A 26869-nucleotide genomic window follows, 5' to 3' on the forward strand; every position below is an offset into this window, starting at 1 on the left:
CGACGAGTTCGCCACCCCGGGCGGGGGTGCGCGGCGGGGTGGCGGACGGCCCCACGGCCGGATCGGCGGCGAGATCGACCCCGATGACGGGATCGATCCCCGCCTCGGCCGCGGCGCGGACGAAACGGACGGCGCCGTACAACCCGTCACGGTCGGTGAGGCCGAGGATGCCCTGACCTGCCGCGGCGGCGGCCTCGACGAGCAGGGCCGGGGAGGACGCGCCGTACCGCATCGAATAGCTCGACGCGACGTGCAGGTGCGCGAACGGATCGGGCACGCTCACCCCCGCCCCGCCACGGCGAGTCCGGGGTCGACGGCGCCCGAGTCCAGGGGCAGCCCGAGTGCGGCGAGCACCAGGCCGTGAAAGGTCTCGGCGTCGCGCAGGAGGTCGTCGGCCTCGCGGGGACTCGCGTACTGGCCGCTCTCGAGCGCGCCGCGGCGGGCGCCGCAGAGTGCGAAGTAGTCGGCCCACTCGGTGAACTCGGGTGCGAGCAGGACGAGCACGGCCCAGGTGTCCCGCATGGGCGCACCACGTCGGGAGCGGCGCGGGGTGCGGGCGGCCACCACCGCGGCCGCCGAGCGCAGCGTCGCCAGATGCGCCTGGATGTAGCGGTCGTTCGTCGTCTCGCTCCGGTGCGCGGCCACGAGGGTCGCGCGGGCTCGGTCGAGCAGGTCGAAGGTCGTCGTCGCGGGCATGTCGGCCTCTCTTCGTGGTCGCTGTTCAGTCGCCGACGCGCAGGAGACGCCACTGCCGACCCCGGGAGAGGTCGTAGATGCCGGCCCCCGCCGCACGGGCGCCTCTGGCGACCGCGCTGACGCGCCATACGTGTTCGTCGAGAAGGTCGGGTTCGAGGGCCCACGCCCCGCCGTCGGGGGCGAGGGCACGGCGCCACCACGGCAGGCGGATGACCCACCGGTCGAGGACCGCCTCGATGTCGTAGACGCGGCCGTGCCAGAGGAAGCGGTGGGGCGATTCCTCCTGATCGGTCTGCACCTGGACCGGTTCGTCGTACCTGCGCACGCCGCCCTCCTCACCCACCCGACATCGCGTCGGACACACGTCTCGGCCCGTTCGAGCCAGGGTTTCGAGTCGAACTTTTGTTCGATGCAAAAAGCGTACACCTCACCACCGACAACCTGTCAACGACGACAAATGCGCAGCTCAGAACAGGTGCACGCGACATTCGTACACATCAGGGCCGCGTTCGAATCTTCGTCGGATGTGTTCGACTCCTCCCCACCTGCCGTAGGCTCGTCGCCAGTCCACGATCCGGGAGACCCACGTGATGTCCGCGAGCACGACCACCGACGAGCACGACCCTCAGGCGGAGTTGGACCTCGGGCCGTTCCGCGCCCTGATCACGGGCGAACTCGACGCCGAGATCGAGCGTCAGCGCCGCGTCCTCGCTCCGCTCGGGGCCGACGTCGTGCCGCTGGTCGACGCGATCGCCGACCTGCTCGCCGGGGGCAAACGCCTCCGGGCGGCGTTCTGCGACTGGGGGTACCGCGCCTTCGGCGGAACCCACACCGGCGGGATCCGCACGGTCGCCGCCGCGATGGAGATGTTCCAGGCCGCCGCGCTCCTGCACGACGACGTCATGGACGACTCCCGCCGTCGCCGCGGGCGGCCCACCGCACACGTGGTCTTCGCCGAGGAGCACGCGAGGAGGCAGTGGTCGGGACCTTCGGAGCGCTACGGCCTGGCGGGCGCGATCCTCGCCGGCAATCTCTGCCTGAGCTGGTGTGACGAGATGTTCGCGCGCGCCGATCTGCCCGCCGAAGAACTCGCCCGCGCCCGTGTGGTCTTCGACGAGATGCGCAGCCACCTCATGGCCGGGCAGTTCCTCGACATGCACGTCGCCGTCACGGGGTGGGACGACCTGGACGAGGCGGCGCGCATCTCACGCAGCCGCGAGGTCGTCCGCTACAAGAGCGCCCAGTACAGCGTGGCCCACCCCCTGCTCATCGGGGCGCAGGCCGCCGGTATCGGTACGGACGACGCCGCACACCTGCGCGACTACGGTCTCGCGCTCGGTGAGGCGTTCCAGTTCCGCGACGACCTGCTCGGGGTGTTCGGCGACCCCGAGGTCACCGGCAAACCGGCGGGTGACGACCTGCGCGAGGGCAAGCGGACGGTGCTGCTGGCCCTCGCGTGGGGCGGCGCCCACGCCGACGACGGATCGGCCGGTGCACGACTCCTGCGCGAACGCATCGGCGACCCCACGCTCGACGGCCCCACGATCGAGGCCCTGCGCGAGACCATCACGGCCTCCGGCGCCGTGGAACGCCTCGAAGCACTCATCGACGAGGACACCGCCCGAGCCCGCGACGCCCTGTCGGCCACCACCGGCCTCACGACGGAGGGCCGGAGCGCCCTGGATGCCCTCATCGACCGCGCCACCCGCCGCGACACCTGAGGCGCCTGCTCACGCCGCAGCTGGGCGGGACTCTCAGAAGGCGGTCTCCATCGCCCGGCGGCGCACCTCGGCCTTGTTGTGGCCGGTGAGCAGCGCACCGATCGGGGTGCCGTCACCCGCCAGGCCGTCCTGCGCGGTGAACAGCCAGGTCAGGAGTTCGAGGTCGTCCATGCCTCCGTCGGCCAGGACGGTCACGGTGCCGTGCAGCGCCGACACCGGCCCCTCGGAGGTGAGGAACGCCGCGGGGATGTAGACGGCGTTGTTGGGCCCGCGCCGCACCCCCACGAGCTCGCGGTCCTTCAGTTGCCCCCGCACCGTCGACAGGGATCGTCCCTGGAGTTCGGCCGCCTCCGGGACGCTCACCCAGGCGTCGACGAGGGATTCGAGTGCGGCGCGCCGGTCGTCGCCGTCAGGATCGGAGGAGAGCTGTTCGTTCACGTCGACCAGGGTGCCAGACGCGGCCCTGGCGCGCCGCTTCGCCGGGTGCGTCATGCTGCCGCCTAGACTCACCCCCGTGGCGACCGTGCAGCAGGACGGACTCGTCGGCCGCATGGTCGACGGGCGCTACACGGTGCTCGCGCACATCGCCGACGGCGGCATGGGAAGCGTGTACGCCGCCCTCGACACCCGGCTCGACCGGCAGGTCGCCCTCAAGGTCATGCGGCCCGAACTCGCCCGCGACGCGGACTTCGTCACCCGGTTCCGTCGCGAGGCCCGGTCGGCGGCCAGGTTGTCCCACCCCCACGTCGTCGCCGTCTTCGACCAGGGTGAGGACGACGGGCTGCTCTTTCTCGCCATGGAGTTCGTCGACGGGCAGACGCTGCGTGACCTGCTGAACGAGAAAGACGCCCTCACCCCACGTGAGGCGTTCGAGGTGACCGAAGCGGTCCTCGAGGCGCTGCGCGCCGCGCACCGCAAGGACCTGGTCCACCGCGACGTCAAACCCGAGAACGTCCTGCTGTCGACCGACGACCAGGTCAAGGTCGCCGACTTCGGCCTCGCCCGGGCCATGGGCACCTCGACCGCCACCGGACGCACGGGACCGCTGCTCGGCACGGTCGCCTACCTCGCGCCCGAACAGGTCGAGCACGGCACCGCCGACCACCGCAGCGACCTCTACGGCGTCGGGCTCCTGTTGCACGAGATGCTCACGGGCAGAACGGCCGTCGAGGGCGAGTCACCCATCCACATCGCCTGGCAGCACGTCAACGGATCCCTCACACCTCCCTCGGGCCACGTCGAGGACCTGCCCGGCGCCCTCGACGACCTCGTCGCCACCGCCACCCGCCGCGATCCCGCCGACCGCTACCAGGACGCGGCCGCGTTCCTCGCCGCACTGCGCACCACCCGGCTCGGCCTGTCCGATGAGGACCTCGATCGCCGCCCCCAGATCACGGCCCCCACCACGCCCGCCGCCGGGGATGACGACGCCTCCGACACGGCCGAGGGCGACGACAGGGTCGCGGACGACGGCACCGGCGAGGACGCGGACACCGCAGGCACCGGCGAGGACGAGGCGGGCGAGACGTCCCCGGCCCGTGCCCCTGGGACCCACGACACCCGCACCCTGCACCGGATGACCCGTGCCCTGCCCACCCTGGGTGGCGCGACCGCGGTCACCCCACCCGAGGAGCAGGCCGCCGACACCCCGCGTCGGCGCCGTCGTGGACTGCGCGCCGTCCTCATCGGCCTCCTGCTCACCCTGCTGCTCGCGGGAGGAGGCGCCGCCTACTGGTGGTTCGGACCGCCCGGAGAACGCACCGTGCCCGACGTCGTCGCCACCGAACGCCTCTCCGCGGAGTCGATGTTGCGCGAGGCCGACCTGCTTCCGGTCACCGAGGAGGAGTTCTCCGAGACCGTCCCCCGCGACACCGTCATCAGCGTCGGCGCCGAGCCGGGTTCGGTGGTGCGTCGCGGCACCAGCATCCCGCTAGCCGTCAGCAAGGGACCCGAGCGGTACGCCGTGCCCGACGTGGCCGGACGCACGATCGAGGAGGCCACCGCCCTCATCGCCGAGGGCAAGCTCACGGTCTCCGGCTCCCCGCGCCGCGCCTACGACGAGAAGATCGAATCGGGCCGCGTCATCGGCACGACCCCGGCCGCCGGCACATCCTCCCGACCGGGCACCGAGGTCACCCTCGTCGTCAGCCGAGGACGACAGCCGATCCCCATCGACGACATCGCGGGCCAGCCGCTGGAGAAGGCTCAGGCCCAGTTGGAGAAGGCCGGACTCGCGGTCCAGGTCGCCGACGAGCGCGCCTACAGCACCGGCGTCCCCGAGGGCGCGGTCATCTCCACCGACCCCGCCGAGGGGCCCCTCTACAAGGGCGACACCATCACCCTCACCATCAGCCGCGGACCCGAGATGATCGCCGTCCCGAGCGTCAGCGGCATGAGCGCCCGTGAGGCCCAGGACGCCCTCACCGCAGCGGGATTCAAGGTCGAGGTCAACCGCATCGCCGGCGGGATCTTCGGCACCGCCCACTCCACCGAACCAGCGCGGGGCACCGCACCCAAGGGCAGCACGATCACCCTCAACGTCGTCTGAGTCGTCGGAGTCGTCGGAGTCGTCTGAGGAACTCACTCCTGGTGGGAGTACCGCTCCTCGCGCCACACGTCGCCGGTGAAGTGGTATCCACGCTCCTCCCAGAACCCCCGCTGCGGTGCGGCGAGGTACTCCAGCGCCATGATCCACTTGGGGCCCTTCCACCCGTAGAGGTGCGGGAGGACCAGCCGGACCGGCCAGCCGTGCTCGGGCGAGAGCGGCTCACCGTTCAGATGCGTGGCGAACAACGCCCGCGGCGACAACAGGTCGTCCACGGTGATGTTCGAGTGGTAGCCGTAGGCCGCCGAGGCGAGCACCCACTGCGCCTCGGTCGCGGGAGGCGCGAGTTCGACGAGGACCCGGGCCGGGACTCCCGCCCATACCAGGCCGGTGGCGCTGCGCTTGGCGACGCAGTGGTGATCGGCCCGGACCTCGGTCTGCGGGAGTTTCTGCAGGTCCGGCCACAACAAGCGGGTCATCGACCCGTCGACCGTGGCGCCCTCGATCGTCAACGACCACGACGCGAGATCCAGCCGCGGGACCCGTCCGTAGTGCATCGGGCGCAGCGGTCCCGGCCGCTGCCCCGGAGGCAGCGGCGAGGGGTCCGCCAACGCGTCGACGTGGTCGTTCACGGGTGGGTCTTAGATCCCCGCGTCGTCTCCGGCGACGCCACCGGTCCGTTCCGCCAGCATCTCGGCCACCACGAAGGCCAGCTCGAGACTCTGCTGGTGGTTGAGGCGCGGGTCGCACAACGTCTCATACCGTCGCCCGAGGTCGGCGTCCTCGAGATGCATGACGCCGCCGAGGCATTCGGTGACGTCGTTGCCGGTGAGTTCGACGTGGATGCCGCCCGGGTGCGTGCCGACCTGCGCGTGCGCCTCGAAGAAGCCACGCACCTCCTCGACGATGTCCTCGAAGCGCCGGGTCTTGTACCCGTTCTCGGACTCGAAGGTGTTGCCATGCATCGGGTCGCACACCCACGTGACCAGGCGACCGGAGTCCTTGACCGCCTGCAGGATCGGCGGCAGAGCCTCGCGGATCTTGCCCTGGCCCATGCGGGTGATGAAGGTGAGCCGGCCCGGCACGGCGTCGGGGTCGAGCCGCTCGATGAGTTCGAGGGCGTCGGCGCCGGTGGCCGTGGGTCCGAGCTTGACCCCGATGGGGTTGCTGATGCGCGAGATGTAGTCGAGGTGCGCGCCCTCGCGCTCCCGGGTGCGCTCACCGCACCACAGGAAGTGCCCCGACGTGCCGTACGGACGCCCGGTGCGCGAGTCGATGCGGGTCAGCGGCTTCTCGTAGTCGAGCAACAGCGCCTCGTGGCTGGCCCACACATCGACGCTGCGCAGCGCCTCGAAGTCGACCCGGCACGCCTTCATGAAGCGCATCGCCCGATCGATGTCGTTGGCGATCTTCTCGTAGCGCTTGTTGGCCTTGTTGGAGATGAACCCGCGGTTCCAGTCGTGCACGTGCCGCAGGTCGGCGAATCCGCCCTGGGTGAAGGCCCGCACGAGATTCAAGGTCGCCGAACTCGCGTGGTAGGCCCGCAGCAGCCGCTGCGGATCGGGGATGCGGGAGGGCTCGTCGAACGCGAAGTCGTTGACCATGTCGCCCCGGTAGGCCGGGAGCTCGACACCACCGCGGACCTCGGTGTTCTTGCTGCGCGGCTTGGCGTACTGCCCCGCCATGCGCCCGATCTTGACCACCGGCATGCTCGCGCCGTAGGTGAGGACGGCCGCCATCTGCAGGATCGTCTTGACCCGGTCGCGGATGTTGTCCGCCGTGGCCGAGGCGAACGTCTCGGCGCAATCACCGCCCATGAGCACGAACGCCTCACCGCGTGCCGCCTCACCGAGGCGCTCCAACAGCACGTCGCACTCTCCGGCGAAGACGAGCGGCGGATAGGTCGACAGCGTCTGCTGGGCGGCGTGCAAGGCATCGGCGTCCGGCCAGATCGGCTGCTGACGAGCGGGGAGGTCGGCCCAGGTGAGGGCGTTGTTCGCAGTCACCCGGCCAGGGTAATGCGATGTGGACACCTGCCTCGGGCCGGGTTCGGATGGCGGGCATACAACAGGGCCGCGGGCCCCTGCGCCTCACCGTCCGGGATCACCCCCGGGGATCAGCGGAGGGGCCCATGTCGGGGGCGGTGTCGGACGGGTCGACGATGCCCTTGGCGACGGCGTACCGGGCCAGTTGCACCCGGTTGTGCAGGTGCAGCTTGCCGAGGGTGTTCTGCACGTGGTTCTGCACCGTGCGGTGGCTGACCACGAGCGTCTCGGCGATCTCGCGATAGCTCATCCCCGTGGCCACCAGGCGCAGGATCTCGGTCTCACGCGGCGTGAGTTCGGGGTGGGCCTCGTCCTGGGGCGCCTCCCCGCGAGGCGTCGGTACTCCCCCAGGACCAGCCCGGCGAGCCCGGGCGTGAACACCGCCTTGCCCTCGGCCGTGGAGCGCACCGCCGCGAGGAACTCCTCACGGCCGGCCGACTTGACCAGGTATCCGGTGGCGCCCTCCTTGACCGCCTGCAGCACGTCACCGGCCTCGCCGCTGGCGGACAGCACGAGGATGTGGACCTGCGCGCCGGCCTCCTGCAGGCGCCGGCACACCTGCACGCCGTGCAGGACCGGGAGGTTGAGGTCGAGGACCAGCACGTCGGGGCGCACGGCCAGGGTGCGGTCGAGCGCCGCGCGACCGTCGGCGGCCGTGGCCACGACCTCCATCCCCGCGTCCTGCAGGTCCCGCTCCACCGCGTCCCGCCACATGGGGTGGTCGTCGGCGACGACGACCCTGATCTGCTCGCTCATGCGTCTCCTTCGTCGTCCCGGCCCCGGATGGGGGCCCGCAACTCCACCCTCGTCCCGCTCGCGGACGTCGTGATCTCCGCGCTGCCGCCCAGGTCCTCCATACGGCCCAGGATGCTCGAACACACGCCGAGCCGGCCCTCCTCGCGCGCCTCCTCCAGGCGCCCGGGAGCCATGCCCCGGCCGTTGTCCCGCACGGTCACCATGACGTCCTCCTCGATCTTCTCCACGAGGATCCACGCCCGGGCCCCCTCCCCGGCGTGGCGGGCCACGTTGTCCAGCGCGGCTCCCACCGCCGCGTCGACCTCGCGGGCCCGCGGCCCGGACATGAGGAGAGGCTCGCCGGTGTCGACCACGCTCACCGCCTCCCCGGCGCGCTCGGCCAGGAGGGAGGGGAGGTCGATGCGCGACCCCGTCGGGCTCGCCGTCGCCGTCGCACCGCCGACGCCGCGGCGCAGGGCCGGGCCGGCGATCGGTGTGCGGATGAGGTCGCGCAGACTGCGTTCCTGCTCGGCGGCGAGCCGTCCGAGTTCTGCTGCGTCACCACCGATCTCCAGCCCACGACGGTGCACGTAGCTGAGGGCCTGCAGGACCCCGTCGTGCACGCTGCGGGCGAGCCGTTCGCGTTCCATCGACGCGGCCTTGATCGCCGCGGCCTCGCGGGAGGCCCGCTGCCCGTCCCGCGCGAGCTCGGCGCAGTAGCCGACGAGTGCCCCGAGCAGCAGGAGGATGACGATGTTGTGCATCGTCAGGTCCGAGGGGGTGCCGATCAGCACGATGTCGGCGATCGCGATCACCGCCGCCGCGGCCGTCCCGCCCAACGGCCCGGTGAGCACGGCCCACGAGAGCACGGTGGCCGCCGGCCACATCCCCGGCACGGTCGGCGCACCGTCGGCGATGGCCTGCGGCGAGTCGACGAGGGCCGAGGCGATGACGGCGGCGGCGCCGATGAACAGCTCGACCGCCAGCCAGGTCCGCGTCCTGCGCCGCACGATCAGCGTGAGGACGGTCCAGAGGCCGAGGACCCCGAGGACGACCCACCCACGCTCGGGGTGCTGGACCTCCGGCAGACGTTGGACGTACTGGTAGACGACGTAGAGCAGCACCAGCGGCCGCAGCAGGTCCAGGGCCGACCAGAACGCCACGATGACGCGGCCGTCGTCCTCACCGACCGGGTCGCCGCGACGCACGGCTCAGGAACTCTGCTCGGGACGGGGCCCCTCGACGTCCTCGCCACCGGCATCGGCGGGCGAACCCGTGTCGGGAGGGGCTGCGGCGTCCCCGGCGTCCGGGCGGCGCCTGCGCCGGTGTTCGACCTCGGTGCGCGCGGCCGACATGAGCTCCTCGGCGCGGGCCTGAGCCTTCGCCTGAGCCGCCGCGCCCTCGGCCCTGGCCGTGGCGACGACCCGCTCGGCCCGGGCCTGCGCAGCGGCGCCCTCGGCCTTGGCCGCGGCCACGAACGTCTCGGCCTTGGCCGCGAGCTGCTGCTTGATGGTGGCCGCGTACTCGTCGACGTACTCCTGACCCGACAACTCGGCCAGGGCCGCCATGATCTGGTCGGTGATGTCGCGCAGCACCTCGCGGTCGTCCGCGCGATCGGCGTACCGGCTGAAGTCCAGGGCCGGTCCGACACGCACGCCGACGCGCATGATCGTGGGGATCTTCTGCCCGGTGGGCTGGGCCTTGTCGGTGTCGATCATCGCCACCGGAACCACCGGCACACCGGCCTTCAACGCCAACCGCGCGATACCGGTCTTGCCCTTGTAGAGCCGCCCGTCGGGAGAGCGGGTGCCCTCGGGGTAGATGCCGAACAGCTCACCGCGCTGCAGCACGGCCAGACCGGCGTCCATCGCGACCTGGCTGGCCGCGCCACCCGAACGGTCGATGGGGATCTGCCCGGTGCCGCGGAAGAACGCCGCCTTGAGACGCCCGACCAGGCCGGGCTGGGTGAAGTAGTCGCTCTTGGCCGGGAACGTGATCCGCCGCGGGCACATCAACGGCAGCAGGATCGAGTCGCTGAACGAGAGATGGTTGCTCGCCAGGATGGCGGGCCCGTGCGTGGGGATGTGCTCCTCCCCTCCATCCAGGGGCGGAACAGCACGCGGATCACGGGCCCGATGAGGACCAGTTTGAAGAACCAGTAGAGCACCGCATCCCTCCCGTCGGACCGGGCCACTCTACGGGATGACCACGGGTGGCGGGGGCCCTCACGCGGAACGCCCGTCTCTGCGAGAATCCCCTCCAGAGCGTGTGGAGAGGGGACCCATGTCGACCACCGGCGGCGACGAGCGAGACGACATCGACGCCCAGTTCGCCGACATCATCGCGCGCTGGGACGACCCACCCCAGGAGGCCCTGGATCCGCCTGCCCCCACGTCCGAGGAACGCTCCGTCGACCGATCCGATAGCGATGCGGACGCACGCGCCGAGCGCAGTGCCCCCGACGACGCCCCCGACACCCCTGAGACCCCCGAGACCCCCGAGATCTCGGCGCCCCCTCCCGATCGCGCCGATCCGGTGGACCGGGGCGCCCCGAACACCCTCTCCGCCTCCTCGCAGCTCGGCGAACCGGTCCCGTTCCGGCGTCACGAGATGCCCGAGGACGACGAGGAAAAGGGCTACGAGCCGCCTCCGCCGCGCCCGTTGCCGGCCTTCTTCGACGACTGGCCCTTCTATCTCGCCCTCGTCGGTCTGGTCGGCGGCCCGTTGTGGCTGGTGTACCTCGCGCTCTTCGACTCGACCGAACGCAGCCTCATGTGGGCGGCCGGCGGTCTGACCCTCGCGGGCTTCGCGACGCTCGTCCTGCGGCAACCGAAGGACCGCGACATCGACGATGACGACGACGGCGCCCGCGTCTGAGCGCAGGTCTCGCGTCCGACCTCAGTTCTCCGCGCGCGCGAGGTCGGCCGCCCCGATGAGTCCGGCGTCGGGGCCGAGCGCCGCGGCGACGATCTGCGCCTCGGGGCGGTAGCCGCGACCGGGCAGGTGGCGGCGGTAGGCCAGGCGCGCGGGTTCCAGCAGCAGGTCGCCGGCCGCGCTGACGCCGCCACCGACGACGAACATCCCCGGGTCGAAGGCCGCCGCGAGGTTGGCGAGCCCCACACCCAGCCAGTGCCCGACCTCGGCGAGAAGCTCACGCGCCGTCGGGTCGCCCTCGCGGGCGGCCTCGGTGACCAGGGGCCCGGCCAGGCGTGAGGGGTCCCCGCCGACGCGTTCGAGGAGGTCCTCGGCCACCGGCGAGCGGGCCGACATGAGCCCGCGGGCCTCCCTGACCAGCGCGTTACCGCTCGCGTACTGCTCCCAGCACCCCCGGTTGCCGCACTCGCACCGGATGCCGTCGGGCACGACCTGCATGTGTCCGAACTCCCCCGCGATGCCGTGCCGGCCGCGCTGCAGCACCCCGTCGAAGAGCAGTGCTCCACCGATGCCGGTGCCCAGGGTGATCATGGCCACGTGCGTCTCGCCGCGGGCCGCACCGAACCGCGACTCCGCCCAGGCGGCGGCGTTGGCGTCGTTGTCGACGGTGATCGTGCGCCGGAAGCGGGCCCGCAGCGCGTCGCGCAGCGGCTCGTCCCGCCACGACAGGTGCGGCGCGAAGACGACGGTCGCGCGGTCGGCACCCACGAAGCCCGCGGCACCGACCCCGAGGGCGACGATCTCCTCGCCCTGCTGCTCGGCGTCGGCCAGCAGTTCCTCCACCGCGTCGACGATGGTGTCCTCCACGACGCGGGGGCTGGAGGAGCGTTCCGGGGTGTCGCGGCGTGCCCGCCGGAGGATGCGGCCGGAGGCGTCGACCGTGCCGGCCGCCACCTTCGTGCCGCCGATGTCGACCCCGATGGCCAGCCCGCCACTCACCGTCCGGTCCGAACGAGGTCACGCGCCAGCGCCGCCGCGCCGACGACACCCGCGTCGTCGAGCAGTTCGGCGAGCAGGAGCCTGGCCTGGGGCCGGAACCCCCGGCCGGTCAGGTGTTCGGTGAACGCCTCCCGGGCCGGATCCAGCAGGAGCGCCCCGGCCTGGGACACCCCGCCCCCGATGAGGACGACCTCCGGGTCGAGGATCGCGGCGAGCGAGGCGACACCCTCCCCCAGCCACCGGCCCAACTCGGCCAGGAGCCCGACCGCGGCGGGATCTCCCTGCATCGCCGCGTCTGTGACATCACGTCCGGTGAGCGTGCGCGCGTCTCCTCCGCAGCGGTTCGCCAGCACGGCCGCCTCGGGAGCGCCGGAGGCGACGAGGTGCTGGGCCGAGCGGACCAACGCGGTGCCGCTCGCGTACTGCTCCAGGCAGCCGTGGATACCGCACCCGCACAGCCGGCCGTTCGGGACGACCCGCATGTGACCGAGTTCGGCTCCCATCCCGAAGGCACCGCGCAACAGCTGCCCGTCGGTCACCACGCCGCCACCGACGCCGGTGCCGATGGTGAGGAACAGCAGGTCGTCGACGTCCTTGGCCGACCCGTGGACGAACTCGCCCCAGGTCGCGGCGTTGGCGTCGTTCTCGATGACGACGGGCAGCCGCACCAGCGCGGCCAGGTCGGCACGCAGGCTCTCACCGCGCCAGGACACGTTGGGGGCGAACACGACCCGCTCGCGCTCCCGGTCGAGGAATCCCGCGACCGCCACACCGACGGCCTCGACGTCGCCGTCGCCGGCCAGCTCGTCGACGAGGTCGGCGGCGGCGGCCACGATCGCGGTGGGGTCCTCGGCCGCCGTGTCGCGCTTGCCGCGGGCGAGGATCGTGCCGTCCTCCTCGACGACGGCTCCGAGGATCTTGGTGCCGCCGATGTCCAGTCCCACCGTGGTCATGCCCGCTCCTGCTGCTCGTCGTGGTCACCGGCCGGAGATCGGTCCTGGTCGTCGTGGCCGTCGCGATCCCCTCGGTACTGCAAGGTACCGCCCGCGGGCGCGCCGGCGTCGGCGGATCCGGCGGCTCGGCCCGACTCCTCGATGCCGCCGGCCAGGGTGCGCAGGCCGTCCGCGAGCAGGTCGGCGACGTCGGCGAGACTGCGCAGCGCCTCGGGGGCGTGCATCGTGACCCACGATGGGTCCTGCCTCTGCTCCGAGGTCGGGTCGGACTCCGGCTCCGGCCGCAACAGCCTCAGCGGCGGGCGTTCACGGCCCTCGTCGCCCTCGTCCTCCTGCGGGGTCGGCGCGTTCACCCTCGTCAGGGCCTGCGCCAACAGCCGGGCCTCGGTCTCGACCGACCCGACGCTGCGATCACTCATCCCTGGACGCGCCGGCGCAGCCCGGTCAGTGCGGTGGACACGATCGACTTCTCGGCCTTGCGTCGCAGCATCCCCGGCAGGGGCACGGCCACGTCGACCGTGAGCGAGTAGGTGACCATCGTGCCCTCGTCGTCGGCCTCGATGACGTACTGCCCGTCCAGCGACCTCAGTTTGGCCGACTCCACGAGCGTCCACGACACCTCGCCCGCACCGTCCTCGTCGACGTCCCAGTCGTACTCGAGCACGTAGGTGTCCGACACCACCCCGGCGTCGACCGTGAACCGCACGCGGCGGGGCCAGCCGTCCTCGTCCTCCAGGATCGAGACCTGCTTCATGTCGGGGGACCACTGCGGGTAGGACTCGACGTCGACGATCACGTCGAGCACCTCGCCGGGTGACGCGTCGATGCGGACCGACTCCTTGGTTCCTGAGGACATGTCCGTAGGCTATCGACCCACGCATCGGTATGGTGACCCGACGTCGGGTGTCCGCCCGAGTCCCTGCACCGACGAGGAACTCCCGTGCGTGAATCCAGCGTCCCCCCGGTCGTCCCGCCGACCACCGAGGGCACCCTTGCCGACCTGCCCGCCCGCAACGCCGCGCGCCGCCCCGACCGGGTCGCGTTCTCCGTCAAGGACGGTGGCCTCTGGCGTGACGTCACGGCCCGCGACTTCGCCGCCGAGGTGCGCCTCCTGGCCAAGGGGTTCGTCGCGGCCGGCATCGAGGTGGGCGACCGCGTCGCGATCATGAGCCGCACCCGGTACGAGTGGACCCTGATCGACTTCGCCCTGTGGACCGCCGCAGCCGTGCCGGTGCCCGTGTACGAGACCTCCTCCGCCTCGCAGCTCGAGTGGATCCTGCAGGACTCGGGCGCGCGAGCCCTGGTGCACGAGAACGACACCCACGCCGCGCTCGCGGCCGAGGTCAGGGACGGCCTCCCCGAGCTGGCTCACGTGTGGTCCATCGACGGCGGCGGCCTGGACGACCTGCGCGCGGCCGGGGCCGACATCGACGACGCGACCCTGGACGCCCGGCGGGAGGGCCTGGACCGGGCCGCGCCGGCGACGATCATCTACACCTCGGGAACCACCGGCCGCCCCAAGGGATGTGAGTTGTCGCACGGCAACTTCATGGACCTGTCGGACAACGTCGTCGTGGCCCTCGACGAGATCGTCGGGCCCGACGACGCCTCCGTCCTGCTGTTCCTGCCGCTGGCGCACGTGTTCGCGCGTCTCATCCAGGTCGTCACCGTCGACGCGGGGATGCGCGTGGGGCACACCCCCGACATCAAGTCCCTGCTGCCCGACCTCGGGGAGTTCCGACCCACCTTCCTGCTCGCCGTGCCGCGCGTGTTCGAGAAGGTGTTCAACGCGGCCGATCAGAAGGCCCGCAGCGACGGCCGCGGCGGCATCTTCACCCGCGCGACGCGCACGGCCATCGCCTACAGCCGCGGCCTGGACGAGCCCGGCGGGCCCTCGCTGCGGGTGCGCATCGCCCACCGCGTCATGGAGCGGCTCGTGTACCGCAAGATCCGCGACCGGCTCGGAGGGCGGGTCCGATGGGCGGTCTCCGGCGGTGCAGCCCTCGGGCCACGACTGGCCCACTTCTTCCGCGGCATCGGTATCACGGTCCTGGAGGGGTACGGCCTCACCGAGACCACCGCCCCGGTGGCCGTGGGACTGCCCGACCGGCTCAAGATCGGCGCGGTCGGCCTGGCCCTGCCCGGCACCGCCCTGCGGGTCACCGACGACGGCGAGGTCCTCGTCAAGGGCGTCGGCGTCTTCGGGGGCTACCGGCACGCCCCGGAGGCCACCGCCGAGGCCTTCACCGACGACGGCTGGCTCCGCACCGGCGACCTCGGCGAACTCGACGACGAGGGTTTCCTCACCATCACCGGCCGACGCAAGGAGATCCTCGTCACGGCCGGCGGCAAGAACGTCGCTCCGGCCGGGCTGGAGGACGTCGTGCGGGCGCACCCCGTCGTCTCCCAGGCCGTGGTCGTGGGCGACGGACGCCCGTTCATCGGCGCGCTGGTGACCATCGACGCCGAGATGCTGCCCTCCTGGGCCGAGGCGCACTCGCGCGGCGACCTCACCCCCGAGAGCTGCCTGACCGACCCGATGGTGCGCGAGCACATCCAGAAGGCCGTCGACCGCGCGAACGCGACGGTGAGCCGCGCCGAGAGCATCCGGTCCTTCCGGATCGTCCCCGGCGACTTCACCGAGGCCAGTGGGCACCTCACCCCGTCGATGAAGCTGCGGCGCAAGGAGATCCTGCGCGACTTCGCCGACGAGATCGAGGCCATCTACCGCTGAGATCCGCGCCGCAGGTCAGTCTGCCAGGCAGGCAGCAGCTCGGCCTGGCTCCGGCCGTAGGCGTCGCGGTCACGACCTCCGCCGGGCGGGCCGGTGACGACGAGGCCGACGAGCGCGGACTCGCCGTGCAGACGTGCGTAGGTGGCGGCGGCACTGGAGGCCTCCGCGTAGGTGAGCCGGCGCTGCTCGAGGGATCGGGGCCGGGTTCCCTCGACCGGTTCGAAGTCGTCGGCGGCGGGGAGGGTGTCCGGGACCCCGTCGCGGGTGACCTTCTCGCGCAAGGGCTCCCAGACGTCCTCGAGCGACACCGGACTGTCGCGGTAGGCCACGTACTCGGCCACGCCTTCGACGAGCCAGCGGGGGGCATCGGGTCGTGGCTGCGCAGACAGTGCGACGTGGACGCATTCGTGGGTGAGGACGACGCGCCGGCCCTCGTCGGTCAGAGCGTCCCAGGCACCGGTGCCGAGGTGCACGCGTGCGCGACTATGTGGCGGATCTCCGACGACGACGGTGGTCGCCGCGGCGCCCTCGGCCGCAGCGCCGTCGGTCGCTGCCCCATCGGTCGCAGTGCCGTCGGTCACGGCCTTACCCGAGGAGTCCGGCGGACCCGGTCGTCCGTCGGCGGGGTCGGGTGAGACGAGCCGGGCATCGTCGCGCAAGGCCTTCCCCTGCTCGGAGGTGGCCGGGGCCAGGATCACCGGTGGCGGAGGCTGCTCCGGCCAGACCGCACGACACCGCTGCCACGCCTCGTCCGCGGCCGCCGCGATGTCGCGCAGCTCCGCCTCCGGACGAGCGCCGACGACGACCGCCTCACCTGCCCGGATCACCTGGGCGCTCGGCCACCGGTCGCGCAGATCGGACACGCCGGGGGACGCGTGCCCGGGTGAGGCCGACTCCGCCCTCCCGCTCGGGGAGGTCACCGGCCCACCCTCGCCGGGTGCACCGCACCCCGCGACGACCGGGCCACCGATCAGGCAGCCCACCAGCGCGAGCACCACACGCGAGCGCCTCCGGCGTCGGTCTGCTGAGTCACCCGGCGACGCGAACACCCTCCCAGGGTTCCACCTCGGCGGTGAGCTCGCTCGCATCCTCGGCCCGGAGGAGGCCGGCTCCGACGAACACGTCCACCGCCCGGCGCTCGACCGGGTCGAGTCTCAGACCTCCCACCGGAACCTCCAGCAGGACACGCACCGCGCAATCGGCGCACGCCCACCCGGCCACCGGGCACGTGCCACAGTCCACGATCATGTCGGCCTCCTGTCAGGCTTCTTCGACGGCGGCGACCAGACCGGCCACCGACTCACCCGCAACCTAGAACCCCCACCGACAACCCTTCCCCACCGGCGTCGTCACGGGCCCTCGGCGGCCACCGGTGCACCCCGTCCGGTCGACAGCGACGAACCTCACGTGTGTCGCGGACGCGGGTCGTCGAAGGGTTGTCGGTGGTCTCTGGGACTGTCCAGACATGCACGTCGACGATGCCCGCCGGGTCACCACGGAGCAGTTCGCGAGCCCGCCCTCCCTCGGGGAGAACGCGGGGTCGCCGTACGTCCAGGGAACCCTGGACGAGCTGGGCACCCCGCTGTCCGAGGTCGCCTTCGTCGTGGTCGACCTCGAGACCACCGGCGGCAACCCCTCCGACGCGCACATCACCGAGATCGGTGCCGTCAAGGTCCGGGGCGGTGAGGTCATCGAGGAGTTCCACACCCTGGTCGACCCGCAGGTGCCGGTGCCGCCGTTCATCCGCCTGCTGACGGGCATCACCGACGAGATGCTGCTCGGCGCCCCCCGCATCGATCAGGTACTTCCCTCCTTCCTCGAATTCGCCCGGGGCGCAGTGCTGGTGGCGCACAACGCCCCGTTCGACATCGGCTTCCTGCGGGCGGCCACACGCCGGTGCGGACTGCCCTGGCCCTCCCCCGCCGTCGTCGACACCGTCGTCCTGTCCCGTCGCCTCGTCACGCGGGAGGAGGTGCCCAACCACAAGCTCGCCACCCTCGCCCGGTTCTTCGGCACCGAGGTCGAGCCCGACCACCGGGCCCTGCACGACGCCCGCGCCACCGTCGACGTGCTGCACGGCCTGCTCGCGCGCGCCGGCGGGTCCGGTCCGCTGGCGGCCCGCACCCTCGAAGAGCTCGATCTGCTGGCCTCGCGCGTGCACCCCACGCAGCGACGCAAGCGGCACCTCGGCGAGGGGCTTCCCTCCCGGCCGGGGGTGTACATGTTCACGGGCCTGCGCGGCAAGGTGCTCTACGTCGGCACCTCCACCGACATCCGGCGCCGCGTGCGCTCCTACTTCACGGCCTCCGAGCAGCGCTCGAGGATGACCGAGATGCTCCAGGCCGCCGAACACGTCGTGCCGATCGTGTGCGAGACACGGCTGGAGGCCCAGGTCCGCGAGCTGCGGCTCATCGCCGAACACGACCCGCCCTACAACCGGCGTTCCAAGCGCCCGTCCTCCAAGGCGTGGGTCAAGGTGACCGCCGAGCCGTTCCCGAGGCTGTCGATCGTCACCTCGGTCAAGGACGACGGCGCGGCCTACTGCGGCCCCTTCCCCCGCCGGCAGAGCGCGGTCGACGCCATCGCCGCCGTCCACGAGGTCATCCCCCTGCGCCAGTGCACGACGCGCCTGGCCCGGATCTCCGCCGCCGCCTCGGCCTGCCTGCTCGCCGAGATCGGACGCTGCGGGGCTCCGTGCCGCGGGCAGCAGAGCGTGGCGGAGTACGCGCCTCTCGCCGAGCGGGCCACGGCCCTGGTGGGTGGACTCGACCGCTCCGCCGTCGAGACACTGCACGCCCGCATGAAGACGCTGTCGGCCGAGGAGCGTTACGAGGAGGCCGGCACGGTACGCGAACGGGCCGCCGCGCTCGTCGACGGTCTCTCACGGGCCCAGCGTCTGGCGCCACTCGCCGCGGCACCCGAGATCGTCGCCGCGCGGCGCCGCGACGTCGGCGGGTGGGAGGTGGTGACCATCCGGCACGGCCGCCTGGCCGGCACCACCCTCACGCCACCCGGCGCCGACCCCATGCCCTTCATCTCGGCCATGCGGGCGACCGCCGAGGTCGTGGAGCCCCGCCCCGCCCCCAACCCGGCCACGCACCCCGAGGAGACCGAGATCCTGCACAGGTGGCTCATCGAGGACGGGGTGCGGCTCGTCGACCTCGTCGGCACGTGGAGTTGCCCGGTGGCCGGCGCCGAGGGAGCACCGACTCTGCGACCCGATGATCGCGGCGACCGCCTTGCGCGCCGCCGTCTCTGACTAGAGTGGACGGGTGATCACCGCCATCGTTCTCATCAACGCCGAGGTCAACCGCATTCCCGAGGTCGCCCAGGAGCTCGCCGAGCTCGAGGGGATCACCGAGGTCTACTCGGTCACGGGTGGCTGCGACCTCATCGCCATGGTGCGGGTGTCCCAGCACGAGGACTTCGCCGACGTCATCGCGGACCGCATCAACAAGACCCAGGGCGTGCTGTCCACGGACACGCACATCGCGTTCCGCACGTACGGCACCACCGACCTCGAGGCCGCCTTCAGCATCGGACTCGACTGAGCTGAATCCTGCTCGAGCTGAATCCTGCCCGGGTGAGGTCAGCCCGGGTCGACCTCACGGCTGGCCTCGGTCCACTGCCGGAGCTTGTCGGCTGCCGCGCCGGAGTCGATCGCCGCGCCGGCGCGCTCCACGCCGCCACGCAGACCCTCGACGAACGTCTCCTGATCCCCGACGGTCGTGGTCTCGCCATCGTGGACGACGGTCAGCGCGATCCCGGCGTTGAGCAGCACGGCGTCACGGACGGCCGCCATCCTGCCCTCTGAGTCCCCCGCGAGAAGATCGCGGACGACCTGGGCGTTCTCCTCCGGTTCGCCCCCTCGCAGCGACTCCAGCGAGTGGGTGCCCAGACCGACCTCGGCCGGGTCGGCCACGTACTGCATGACCGAGCCGTCGCGGACCCACCACACGTCGGAGGGCCCGGTGACCGTCAGCTCGTCGAGTCCGTCGCGTCCCCGGAAGACCGCGGCATCGCGCCCGCGCGAGGCGAAGACCCCGGCCACGAGCGGCGCCGCGGGCAGGGCCGCGACCCCGACGGCTGCGAACGTCGGCTGCGCCGGGTTGGTCAACGGCCCCAACAGGTTGAAGACGGTCGGGACGCCGAGCTCGCGCCGTGGTCCGGCGGCATGACGCATCGAGGGGTGGAAGTCCTGCGCGAAGCAGAAGGTGATGCCGACCCGGCGGGCCACCTCGACGACGAGTTCGGGGCCGAGGCTGAGGACGACCCCGAGGGCCTCCAGGCAGTCGGCCGTACCCGACTTCGACGATGCCGCCCGGTTGCCGTGCTTGACGACCGTGGCTCCCGCCGACGCGGCCACGATCGCCGACATCGTCGAGATGTTCACCGTGTTCTGCCGGTCTCCACCGGTACCCACGATGTCGAGGCTCGGCGCCGGGACGTCGATCCGCCGGGCGTGAGCGAGCATCTCGTCGGCGATGCCGACGAGTTCGGAGACCGAGACGCCCTTGGTCTGCAGGGCCATGACGAAACCGGCGATCCGATCGGGCGAGGCCTCGCCGGTCATGATGCGCTGCATCGCCCAGGACGCCGAGGCGGGTGAGAGGTCCTCGCGCGCGATGAGGCTGCCCAGGACGTCGGGCCAGGTGTGCTCCTGCATCACCGGCTCAGGCGTCGTCGGCGTCGGCGTCGGTCCCGGTGCCGATCGAACGGGCGACCTCGGCGATGGCCTCGGCCATGGTGAGGGCGTCGATCGGCTGCGGCACCGCATGGTCGGCGTAGGACCAGGACGCGAGCCAGGCGTCCTGCGGGCGGCCGGTGAGCACGATCACGGGCGGGCAGTCGTAGATCTCGTGCTTGAGCTGCCGGCAGAGCCCCAGACCACCGAGCGGCGCGGCCTCGCCGTCGAGCACGAGCAGGTCGACACGCCGCTCCTTGACCGCCTCGGACACGGCGGGCGCCGTGGCGCACTCGAGCCAGGAGGTGATCTCCACGTCACGCGCGGGGCGCCGTCCCACGGCCAACCGGACGGCGTCGCGGGTGGTGCGGTCGTCGCTGAACAACAGGACGCGCACCGAATGCACGTCACCGCCTCGGCGGGAGGGGTTCTCGGTCGGCTCGGTCACCGTCTCGCTGCTGCTGGGGCCTGTCATGGGACGAATCCTACCGACACCCGGTCCATCCCGACGTCGACCGCCCCGCCCCGACGTGCCGACCCACTCGGCGAGCCCCGCGACCTGCGCGGTCCACCTCGTCGAACGGGGCCGGTGGCGACCCCCGACGCCCCCTCTCCGACCCGGTGCACGGCGCTTCCCACAGGCCCGAATCACACGCGAGGAAGACGCGCCCGAGCCCCAACGTCCCATTCACGCCGAGATCAGGCCATAATGGCGCCCGTGGCGACTGTTTCCTCTGCTCAAGCTCATTCACCAGGTCCCCGCCCGAGTTCTGTTCCGGGCCACGGACCTGTCACCCGACCCGACATGGCCTCCGTGGGGACCATCGTGTGGCTGTCGAGCGAACTGATGTTCTTCGCGGGACTGTTCGCCATCTACTTCACGATCCGGTCGGTGCGACCCGATCTGTGGGAGACCGGCACCGAGCACCTCAACGTGGTGTTCGCGGTGATCAACACGAGCATCCTGGTCATCAGCTCGCTGTGGTGCCAGTTCGGCGTCGCGGCTGCCGAGCGAGGTCAGGGCTCCCGCACCGGCGGGCTGTTCCAGTTCCGTCAGTGGGGCATGCGCGAGTGGTTCGTGCTCACCTACATCTTCGGCTCGATCTTCGTCGCCGGTCAGATCTACGAGTACGCCGAGCTCGTCGAGCACGGCCTGACCCTGTCCTCCGACGCCTACGGTTCGGCCTTCTACATCACCACCGGCTTCCACGGCATCCACGTCATCGGTGGTCTCATCGCGTTCCTGCTGATCATCGGCCGCAGCTTCACCACGCGCCGGTACACGCACCGCCAGGCCACGGGCGCCATCGTCACGTCGTACTACTGGCACTTCGTCGACGTCGTGTGGATCGCCCTGTTCGCAGTCATCTACATCCTCCGGTGACGCCGACTCCACCCGGCCGCACCCCGACCTGCGCCCGTCTCCGCACCGCCCCTGCACCTTCGACGCCAAGGACGCCCTCGTGACTTCCTCCCCCGTCTCCCGCCGCCACCCCGCGGCCATCTTCACGTTGCTCCTCGTCGCCCTGGTCGCCGTGGGCGGTATCTACGCGGTGATCGCCCCCGGCGGCCCTGCCGGCGCGGAGACCCGGCCCTACACGGCGACCGAGGTCGAGGCCGGCCAGCGTCTCTTCAAGGCCAACTGTTCCACCTGCCACGGTCAGCAGGCCGAGGGCACGAGCGCCGGCCCGAGCCTCGTGGGCGTCGGTGCGGCGTCGGTCGACTTCCAGGTCGGAACCGGCCGGATGCCCCTGGCGGGGCCTGCGGTGCAGGCGGGCCGCAACGAGGACGTCAAGTTCTCCGAGGAGCAGATCCGGCAGATGGCCGCCTACGTCGACTCCCTGGGCCCCGGCCCAGATGTGCCCGACGCCTCGATCGCCAGCGGCATCAACGGCGACGTGGCCCGCGGCGGCGAGATCTACCGCGTCAACTGCGCCATGTGCCACAACTTCGCCGGCTCCGGCGGTGCGCTGACCCGCGGCAAGTACGCCCCGCCGCTCAAGAACATCGAAGGCAAGTACATCTACGAGGCCATGCTCACCGGGCCGCAGTCGATGCCGGTGTTCGACGACACCAACCTCGACCCGGAGGCCAAGCGCGACGTCATCGCCTACCTCCACGAGCTCGACAAGAACGAGAACCCCGGCGGTCACAGCCTGGGCAACCTGGGCCCCGTCGCCGACGGCTTCTTCCTCTGGCTCTTCGCGATCCCCCTCATGCTCGGCGCCGCCGTCTGGCTCGCCCGTAAGGCCGCCTGACCCGTGGCCACCCTTCGACCGCACGACAGCGACAGGAACGATGACATGAACGAGACCGGCACCACCCCGGAACAGGAGGGGTTGTCTCACGGCAGCACCACCGCTCCGGTGCGCCGTGACGTCGGGGAGCACTCCGCGGATCTCGAGCGGGCCGATCACCGCTTCGAGAACCCCGGCTTCCCGCCGCACGTCCTTCGCCACGCCGACGTGGACGAGAAGGCCGCCAAGCGCGCCGAGCGGCAGGTCCTGGCCCTCTTCACGGTGTCGATCCTCGCCTCCGTCGGTTTCGTCGTCGCCTACTTCGCCGTCGACCTGCACACCTGGGTCTCCGTACCGCTGTTCGGCCGGATCGACATGCAGCACACCCTCATGGGTGTCTGCCTCGCCCTCAGCCTCCTCGGCATCGGCCTCGGCGCGGTGCACTGGGCCAAGACCCTGATGCCCGATCACGAAGAGGTCGAGGAACGCCACCCGGTGTCGGCCTCCGCGGAGGACCGCGACGGCCTCATCGGCACCCTGAACGAGGGGAAGGACGCGGCCCAGCTCGGCCGCCGTCCGCTCATCGGTGTCCTCGGCGCCACCGCGCTCGGCATCTTCGCGCTCCCGCCGCTCCTGCCGGTCATCGGTGGCCTCGGCCCCCTTCCCGGTCGCGAGATGCACCACACCTTCTGGCAAACCGGCATGCGCCTCATGCGCGACCCGCAGATGACACCAATCCGCGCGGACGAGGTCAAGCTCGGATCGGTGTTCCACATCCTCCCCGAGGGCATCGACTCCCCGCCGCAGCACGCACAGGAGGGCCAGGAGTTCCAGCACGACGAGGACCTCAACTTCATCCAGCGCAAGGCCAAGGCCGCCGTGCTGCTCATGCGTCTGGACCCGGCCTCCTTCAAGAGCCAGAAGGCCCGCGACTGGGGGTATGAGGGCATCGTCGCCTACAACAAGATCTGCACCCACGCCGGATGCCCGGTCGGCCTGTACGAGCAGCAGACGCACCACCTGCTGTGCCCGTGCCACCAGTCGACCTTCGACGTGACGCAGGACTGCAAGGTGATCTTCGGCCCGGCCAAGCGGCCGCTGCCGCAGCTGAAGATCGCCGTCGATGACGAGGGGTACCTCGTGGCGGCTCAGCCGTTCATGGAGCCCGTCGGACCGAGCTTCTGGAGCCGTGAGCGATGAGCACTCAAGCAACTGGCCGCGCCGCCGACCGCCTGCGCGCACAGGATCAGCCCACCACCGACGCTCCGAGAGGTGGTCGTGGCGGCCGCGGGGGTGCGCTGGCCTCCTGGTTCGACGACCGCACCGGGCTGGCCAAGCCGATGCGCTACCTGATGAACAAGGTCTTCCCGGACCACTGGTCGTTCATGCTGGGCGAAGTCGCGATGTACTCGATGATCGTCGCCCTGCTCACGGGTGTCGCCCTCACCCTGTGGTTCGTCCCCTCGCTGCAGCACGTCACCTACGACGGGCCGTACGCGCCCCTCAACGGCGTCGGCATGAGCGAGGCCTACGCGACCGCTCTGCGGATCTCCTTCGAGATCCCCGGCGGTCTGCTCATCCGCCAGGTCCACCACTGGGCCGCGCTGTTCTTCGTCGCGGCCGTCGGCCTGCACATGGCCCGCGTGTTCTTCACCGGCGCCTTCCGCAAGCCGCGTGAGATCAACTGGGTCATCGGCACGGTCCTGCTGCTGCTGGCCATGATCGAGGGCTTCGCCGGCTACTCCCTCCCCGACGACCTGCTCTCGGGCACGGGCCTGCGGGTGATGGAGGGCTTCGTCCAGTCGACGCCGGTGCTCGGCTCGATCATCAGCTACTTCATGTTCGACGGCGCGTTCCCGGGCGAGGTCATCATCGCCCGCCTCTACATGGCGCACATCCTGCTCGTCCCGGCGCTGCTCATCGGCCTGTTCACGGCGCACCTGGTGTTCGTCGTCGTGCACAAGCACACGCAGTTCCCCGGGCCGGGCCGCACCAACGAGAACGTCGTCGGCTACCGCGTGATGCCGGTGTACGCCGCCAAGGCCGGCGGGTTCTTCTTCATCGTCTTCGGCATCATCACGCTCATCTCGGCGCTGGTGACGATCAACCCGATCTGGGCCTACGGTCCGTACGACCCCTCCCCGGTCACCGCCGGCGTGCAGCCCGACTGGTACATGGGCTTCGCCGACGGCGCGCTGCGTCTGCTTCCGGGGTGGATGGAGTTCGTCCTGTTCGGCTGGACGTTCAGTCTCAACGTGGCGCTGGGATCGATCGTCCTGCTGCCCTTGGTGTTCACTCTCGTGGGCGCCTACCCGTTCCTCGAGGCCTGGGTGACCGGCGACAAGCGCGAGCACCACCTGCTCGACCGTCCGCGCAACCGCCCGACCCGGACCGGAATCGGCGTGGCCGCTCTCATCGCCTACCTGGTGATGTTCTTCGCCGCCGGCAATGACATCATGGCGATCAAGATCGGGCTGTCGATCAACGACATCACCTACCTGCTGCGGTTCCTGTTCTTCGCCGGCCCGATCCTCGGGTTCTTCATCACCAAGCGCATCTGCCTGTCGCTGCAGCGTGCCGACCGCGACCTGGTGTTGCACGGCAAGGAGACCGGACGCATCGTCCGTACCGCCGACGGTGAGTTCCGTGAGGTCCACGAGCCGCTCGACGACTACGCCCGCTGGTCGCTGGTGCAGCACGAGTCGCCGGAGCCGCTGCAGCTCACCTCGGGCTCTGACGAGCGTGGGGTGGCCTCCCCCACCGCGCGCAACGAGAAGCGTCGCGCGGCGTGGTCGCGGTTCTACTTCAAGGACAGGATCGCTCCGCCCACCCCCGCAGAACTGGCCGAGGCGCACGCGCACCACGACCACGCCGCGGACCAGGCGCTGCTCGCCAAGGAAGATATCGACCACAAGGAGATCGAGAGCGGCAGCGATCGCCACTGATCCTCCTGCACCCCATGAGTCGGGGCCGACCGCTTCTGCGGTCGGCCCCGACTCATGTCCTGGCTCCCCCGTGCGTCACCATGGGCCCCATGCAGATGTCGCCCGACCGATTCGACGAGCTCGTCGCGGACGCTCTCGACCAGGTACCGCAGGAGCTGCTCGACATGCTCGACAACGTCGTCTTCCTCGTCGAGGACGAGGCGCCGGACGGGCAGGACCTGTTGGGGCTCTACGAAGGCGTGCCGAGGACAGAACGGACGTGGGGCGACATGGGCCTGCCCGACCGGATCTTCATCTACCGCGGGCCGACGCTACGAATGTGCCACACGCCCGAGGAGGTCGCGGACGAGGTGGCGATCACCGTCGTGCACGAGATCGCCCATCACTTCGGCATCGACGACGAGCGCCTCCACGCACTCGGGTGGGGCTGAGGGGTCAGCTCGAGGCGACCGCGCTGCGCTCGCGCCATTCCTTGGCGTCGAAGAGCCAGACCGACATCCCGTCACCGGGCTTCATCTTGCGGGCCGATCCGGTGAACTCGATGACGTCCCCGATGATGCTCGCCCGGAACATCTCCCCGGCGGCGGCCGTGCTCATGTTGACGCAGCCGTGACTGACGTTGCGGCGCCCCTGGGCCCACACCGACCACGGGGCCGCATGGAGGAACTCACCGGTGTTCGTCACCCGCATCGCGTACTTGACCTCGGTGCGGTAGTAGTTGGGGTCGTCCTCACCGACACCGAGCGTGCCGGCGTCCATGACGTAGTCGGCGTGCTTCTCGGTGATGATCTTGGTGCCGGAGCGGGTCTCCCACTCGTCGGTGGCCTTACCGGCACTGATGGGGTAGCTCGCGACCTTCTTGCCGTTCTCACGCACCGTCATCACGTGGTTGGCCAGGTCGACCGTGCTGACGCGGGAACGCTTGGCGATGTCGAACGTGGCGCCCTTGTTCTCGGCGATCCACTTGCCGTCGCCGGTCTGGACGCCTGTGAGCGGCGCGTTGACGTTGATCTTGGTGCCGGGCTTCCAGTAGCTGTCGGGCCGCCACATGAGCTGACGCTCGTCGAGCCACCCCCACGAGCCCTTCTGGGCCGGGGTGACCTTGATGGACAACCGCTTCTCGACGTCGGCGCGCATCTGCGGCGTCTTGACAGCGCTGTCGAAGGTGACCATGACCGGCATCCCGACACCGACCGTCGCCCCGTCGGGGGTGACCCGGTAGGTGGCGGTGACCTTGGGCTTGATGGTCGTGAAGGACCGCTCCTCCTGCGTCACCTTGCCCGCGGAGTTCTTGGCACTCGCCCGCCACGTGTACGAGGCATCCGGTACCAGACGCGTGTCGGGGGCCACCTGCCACATGCCGTCGACGATCTTGCCGCCAAGAGGCTTCTTGTCAGGACCGATCAGGCGCACGGAGACCAGCTCGCCACCCTGGACGGCGACCTTGAGAGCCTCGTCGGGCTTGACGGGCGTCTGCGCGTCCTTGAGGGAGAACTGCAGGGCCGCATCCGGCACGGTCGGCGAAGGACTCTGCGCCGTATCGCCGGCCTCGCCGGAGACCACGGGCAGACTCGTGTTGCATCCCGCCGTCGCCACCAGCGCACCCAGCGCCAGCGGCACGCCCACATGGCGCACACGAACCCTCACACCGCGAACCAGCACCCTACTCGTCCTCCCACTGAGCCGACCGGCTCGTGACCC

29 protein-coding genes and 1 pseudogene are annotated in these 26869 nt (G+C 71.2%); 11 read left to right on the forward strand and 19 right to left on the reverse strand.

The window, feature by feature from the left end; translation table 11 throughout:
- Positions 1-121: 121 nt before the first annotated feature.
- From QQK49_RS22725 to QQK49_RS09010, 3 genes and pseudogenes are all read right to left on the reverse strand, one after another.
- A pseudogene (locus tag QQK49_RS22725) lies at positions 122-232 on the reverse strand (hypothetical protein); the annotation flags it as partial.
- A gap of 47 nt (positions 233-279) precedes the next feature.
- Positions 280-696: an SAV_6107 family HEPN domain-containing protein gene (locus QQK49_RS09005; protein WP_284303616.1), complete on the reverse strand. Its 417-nt coding sequence runs from the start codon at positions 694-696 to the stop codon at positions 280-282.
- Positions 697-721: 25 nt separating this feature from the next.
- Positions 722-1021 (reverse strand): DUF6504 family protein, encoded by a 300-nt coding sequence (locus QQK49_RS09010; protein ID WP_284303617.1) that lies wholly within the window; start codon positions 1019-1021, stop codon positions 722-724.
- Between the two features lie 265 nt (positions 1022-1286).
- Between QQK49_RS09010 and QQK49_RS09015 the strand changes: the two genes are divergently transcribed.
- Positions 1287-2417, forward strand: a complete 1131-nt coding sequence (locus QQK49_RS09015) for a polyprenyl synthetase family protein (protein ID WP_284305863.1) — start codon at positions 1287-1289, stop codon at positions 2415-2417.
- Between the two features lie 33 nt (positions 2418-2450).
- Here the strand turns inward: QQK49_RS09015 and QQK49_RS09020 are convergent, their stop codons facing one another.
- Entirely contained in the window at positions 2451-2855 is a 405-nt protein-coding gene (locus QQK49_RS09020) for an Rv2175c family DNA-binding protein (RefSeq protein WP_284303618.1), read from the reverse strand.
- A 76-nt stretch (positions 2856-2931) separates the two neighbouring features.
- On the opposite strand from QQK49_RS09020, the gene pknB reads away from it, so the two are divergent.
- Positions 2932-4965 carry a Stk1 family PASTA domain-containing Ser/Thr kinase gene (pknB, locus tag QQK49_RS09025; protein WP_284303619.1) on the forward strand — a complete coding sequence of 678 codons (2034 nt, stop codon included), beginning with the start codon at positions 2932-2934 and terminating at the stop codon, positions 4963-4965.
- A 32-nt stretch (positions 4966-4997) separates the two neighbouring features.
- On the opposite strand, the gene QQK49_RS09030 is transcribed toward pknB, so the two are convergent.
- From QQK49_RS09030 to QQK49_RS09050, 6 genes are all read right to left on the reverse strand, one after another.
- Entirely contained in the window at positions 4998-5594 is a 597-nt protein-coding gene (locus tag QQK49_RS09030; protein ID WP_284303620.1) for a molybdopterin-dependent oxidoreductase, read from the reverse strand.
- 9 nt (positions 5595-5603) lie between these two features.
- Complete coding sequence (locus QQK49_RS09035; RefSeq protein ID WP_284303621.1) at positions 5604-6968, reverse strand: class II 3-deoxy-7-phosphoheptulonate synthase; 1365 nt, start codon at positions 6966-6968, stop codon at positions 5604-5606.
- A gap of 97 nt (positions 6969-7065) precedes the next feature.
- Entirely contained in the window at positions 7066-7269 is a 204-nt protein-coding gene (locus QQK49_RS22730) for a response regulator transcription factor (RefSeq protein WP_348536144.1), read from the reverse strand.
- A complete protein-coding gene (locus QQK49_RS09040) occupies positions 7254-7763 on the reverse strand; it encodes a response regulator (RefSeq protein ID WP_348536145.1) in 510 nt (169 codons plus the stop codon). Before QQK49_RS09040 ends, QQK49_RS22730 begins: the two co-directional genes overlap by 16 nt.
- Entirely contained in the window at positions 7760-8950 is a 1191-nt protein-coding gene (gene macS / locus QQK49_RS09045; RefSeq protein ID WP_284303622.1) for a MacS family sensor histidine kinase, read from the reverse strand. Before macS ends, QQK49_RS09040 begins: the two co-directional genes overlap by 4 nt.
- A 3-nt stretch (positions 8951-8953) precedes the next feature.
- The gene (locus QQK49_RS09050) at positions 8954-9901 is read right to left on the reverse strand and encodes a lysophospholipid acyltransferase family protein (protein ID WP_348536255.1); all 948 of its coding nucleotides are present in this window, start codon (positions 9899-9901) and stop codon (positions 8954-8956) included.
- Between the two features lie 124 nt (positions 9902-10025).
- Here QQK49_RS09050 and QQK49_RS09055 point away from each other — a divergent pair, with 124 nt between their 5' ends.
- Positions 10026-10619, forward strand: coding sequence for a hypothetical protein (locus QQK49_RS09055; RefSeq protein ID WP_284303623.1), 594 nt, complete (start codon positions 10026-10028; stop codon positions 10617-10619).
- Positions 10620-10640: 21 nt separating this feature from the next.
- On the opposite strand, the gene QQK49_RS09060 is transcribed toward QQK49_RS09055, so the two are convergent.
- The 4 genes from QQK49_RS09060 to QQK49_RS09075 are packed head-to-tail and all read right to left on the reverse strand — an operon-like array spanning position 10641 to position 13424.
- Entirely contained in the window at positions 10641-11615 is a 975-nt protein-coding gene (locus QQK49_RS09060) for an ROK family glucokinase (protein WP_284303624.1), read from the reverse strand.
- Complete coding sequence (locus QQK49_RS09065) at positions 11612-12568, reverse strand: ROK family glucokinase (protein ID WP_284303625.1); 957 nt, start codon at positions 12566-12568, stop codon at positions 11612-11614. Before QQK49_RS09065 ends, QQK49_RS09060 begins: the two co-directional genes overlap by 4 nt.
- Positions 12565-12987 (reverse strand): hypothetical protein, encoded by a 423-nt coding sequence (locus QQK49_RS09070; protein WP_284303626.1) that lies wholly within the window; start codon positions 12985-12987, stop codon positions 12565-12567. The genes QQK49_RS09065 and QQK49_RS09070 overlap by 4 nt, the downstream gene beginning before the upstream one ends.
- Positions 12984-13424: an SRPBCC family protein gene (locus QQK49_RS09075; protein ID WP_284303627.1), complete on the reverse strand. Its 441-nt coding sequence runs from the start codon at positions 13422-13424 to the stop codon at positions 12984-12986. The genes QQK49_RS09070 and QQK49_RS09075 overlap by 4 nt, the downstream gene beginning before the upstream one ends.
- An 84-nt stretch (positions 13425-13508) precedes the next feature.
- Between QQK49_RS09075 and QQK49_RS09080 the strand changes: the two genes are divergently transcribed.
- Positions 13509-15302: an AMP-dependent synthetase/ligase gene (locus QQK49_RS09080; RefSeq protein WP_284303628.1), complete on the forward strand. Its 1794-nt coding sequence runs from the start codon at positions 13509-13511 to the stop codon at positions 15300-15302.
- On the opposite strand, the gene QQK49_RS09085 is transcribed toward QQK49_RS09080, so the two are convergent.
- Both QQK49_RS09085 and QQK49_RS09090 read right to left on the reverse strand, forming a co-directional pair.
- A complete protein-coding gene (locus tag QQK49_RS09085; RefSeq protein ID WP_284303629.1) occupies positions 15293-16222 on the reverse strand; it encodes a hypothetical protein in 930 nt (309 codons plus the stop codon). The genes QQK49_RS09080 and QQK49_RS09085 overlap by 10 nt on opposite strands.
- Positions 16223-16331: 109 nt before the next feature.
- On the reverse strand, positions 16332-16550 hold the full coding sequence (locus QQK49_RS09090) for a hypothetical protein (protein ID WP_284303630.1): 219 nt from the start codon (positions 16548-16550) through the stop codon (positions 16332-16334).
- A gap of 217 nt (positions 16551-16767) precedes the next feature.
- Between QQK49_RS09090 and QQK49_RS09095 the strand changes: the two genes are divergently transcribed.
- Complete coding sequence (locus tag QQK49_RS09095; protein ID WP_284303631.1) at positions 16768-18561, forward strand: DEDD exonuclease domain-containing protein; 1794 nt, start codon at positions 16768-16770, stop codon at positions 18559-18561.
- A gap of 13 nt (positions 18562-18574) precedes the next feature.
- Positions 18575-18853 carry an Lrp/AsnC family transcriptional regulator gene (locus QQK49_RS09100; protein ID WP_284303632.1) on the forward strand — a complete coding sequence of 93 codons (279 nt, stop codon included), beginning with the start codon at positions 18575-18577 and terminating at the stop codon, positions 18851-18853.
- 38 nt (positions 18854-18891) lie between these two features.
- On the opposite strand, the gene trpD is transcribed toward QQK49_RS09100, so the two are convergent.
- Both trpD and QQK49_RS09110 read right to left on the reverse strand, forming a co-directional pair.
- Positions 18892-19968, reverse strand: coding sequence for an anthranilate phosphoribosyltransferase (trpD, locus tag QQK49_RS09105; protein ID WP_284303633.1), 1077 nt, complete (start codon positions 19966-19968; stop codon positions 18892-18894).
- 7 nt (positions 19969-19975) lie between these two features.
- A complete protein-coding gene (locus QQK49_RS09110) occupies positions 19976-20461 on the reverse strand; it encodes a PleD family two-component system response regulator (protein ID WP_284303634.1) in 486 nt (161 codons plus the stop codon).
- 234 nt (positions 20462-20695) lie between these two features.
- On the opposite strand from QQK49_RS09110, the gene ctaE reads away from it, so the two are divergent.
- From ctaE to QQK49_RS09135, 5 genes are all read left to right on the forward strand, one after another.
- The gene (gene ctaE, locus QQK49_RS09115; protein ID WP_431310523.1) at positions 20696-21370 is read left to right on the forward strand and encodes an aa3-type cytochrome oxidase subunit III; all 675 of its coding nucleotides are present in this window, start codon (positions 20696-20698) and stop codon (positions 21368-21370) included.
- Between the two features lie 79 nt (positions 21371-21449).
- Positions 21450-22244 carry a cytochrome bc1 complex diheme cytochrome c subunit gene (gene qcrC / locus QQK49_RS09120; protein WP_284303636.1) on the forward strand — a complete coding sequence of 265 codons (795 nt, stop codon included), beginning with the start codon at positions 21450-21452 and terminating at the stop codon, positions 22242-22244.
- Between the two features lie 45 nt (positions 22245-22289).
- On the forward strand, positions 22290-23423 hold the full coding sequence (qcrA, locus tag QQK49_RS09125; protein ID WP_284303637.1) for a cytochrome bc1 complex Rieske iron-sulfur subunit: 1134 nt from the start codon (positions 22290-22292) through the stop codon (positions 23421-23423).
- On the forward strand, positions 23420-25168 hold the full coding sequence (gene qcrB / locus QQK49_RS09130) for a cytochrome bc1 complex cytochrome b subunit (RefSeq protein ID WP_284303638.1): 1749 nt from the start codon (positions 23420-23422) through the stop codon (positions 25166-25168). The genes qcrA and qcrB overlap by 4 nt, the downstream gene beginning before the upstream one ends.
- 89 nt (positions 25169-25257) lie before the next feature.
- Positions 25258-25599 (forward strand): metallopeptidase family protein, encoded by a 342-nt coding sequence (locus QQK49_RS09135; RefSeq protein ID WP_284303639.1) that lies wholly within the window; start codon positions 25258-25260, stop codon positions 25597-25599.
- A gap of 4 nt (positions 25600-25603) precedes the next feature.
- Here the strand turns inward: QQK49_RS09135 and QQK49_RS09140 are convergent, their stop codons facing one another.
- The gene (locus QQK49_RS09140; RefSeq protein WP_284303640.1) at positions 25604-26830 is read right to left on the reverse strand and encodes a L,D-transpeptidase; all 1227 of its coding nucleotides are present in this window, start codon (positions 26828-26830) and stop codon (positions 25604-25606) included.
- Between the last annotated feature and the right edge of the window lie 39 nt (positions 26831-26869).

The organism is Mobilicoccus caccae, assembly GCF_030161635.1.
GTDB lineage: Bacteria > Actinomycetota > Actinomycetes > Actinomycetales > Dermatophilaceae > Mobilicoccus > Mobilicoccus caccae.

Coding starts and splice junctions, on each gene's coding strand:
- QQK49_RS09070 (WP_284303626.1), bottom strand. CDS start 12,987: ATGAGTGATCGCAGCGTCGGGTCGGTCGAGACCGAGGCCCGGCTGTTG.
- qcrB (WP_284303638.1), top strand. CDS start 23,420: ATGAGCACTCAAGCAACTGGCCGCGCCGCCGACCGCCTGCGCGCACAG.
- QQK49_RS09110 (WP_284303634.1), bottom strand. CDS start 20,461: ATGACAGGCCCCAGCAGCAGCGAGACGGTGACCGAGCCGACCGAGAAC.
- QQK49_RS09055 (WP_284303623.1), top strand. CDS start 10,026: ATGTCGACCACCGGCGGCGACGAGCGAGACGACATCGACGCCCAGTTC.
- trpD (WP_284303633.1), bottom strand. CDS start 19,968: ATGCAGGAGCACACCTGGCCCGACGTCCTGGGCAGCCTCATCGCGCGC.
- QQK49_RS09065 (WP_284303625.1), bottom strand. CDS start 12,568: ATGACCACGGTGGGACTGGACATCGGCGGCACCAAGATCCTCGGAGCC.
- QQK49_RS09015 (WP_284305863.1), top strand. CDS start 1,287: ATGTCCGCGAGCACGACCACCGACGAGCACGACCCTCAGGCGGAGTTG.
- QQK49_RS09075 (WP_284303627.1), bottom strand. CDS start 13,424: ATGTCCTCAGGAACCAAGGAGTCGGTCCGCATCGACGCGTCACCCGGC.
- QQK49_RS09095 (WP_284303631.1), top strand. CDS start 16,768: ATGCACGTCGACGATGCCCGCCGGGTCACCACGGAGCAGTTCGCGAGC.
- qcrA (WP_284303637.1), top strand. CDS start 22,290: ATGAACGAGACCGGCACCACCCCGGAACAGGAGGGGTTGTCTCACGGC.
- QQK49_RS09040 (WP_348536145.1), bottom strand. CDS start 7,763: ATGAGCGAGCAGATCAGGGTCGTCGTCGCCGACGACCACCCCATGTGG.
- ctaE (WP_431310523.1), top strand. CDS start 20,696: ATGGCGCCCGTGGCGACTGTTTCCTCTGCTCAAGCTCATTCACCAGGT.
- QQK49_RS09090 (WP_284303630.1), bottom strand. CDS start 16,550: ATGATCGTGGACTGTGGCACGTGCCCGGTGGCCGGGTGGGCGTGCGCC.
- QQK49_RS09005 (WP_284303616.1), bottom strand. CDS start 696: ATGCCCGCGACGACGACCTTCGACCTGCTCGACCGAGCCCGCGCGACC.
- QQK49_RS09135 (WP_284303639.1), top strand. CDS start 25,258: ATGCAGATGTCGCCCGACCGATTCGACGAGCTCGTCGCGGACGCTCTC.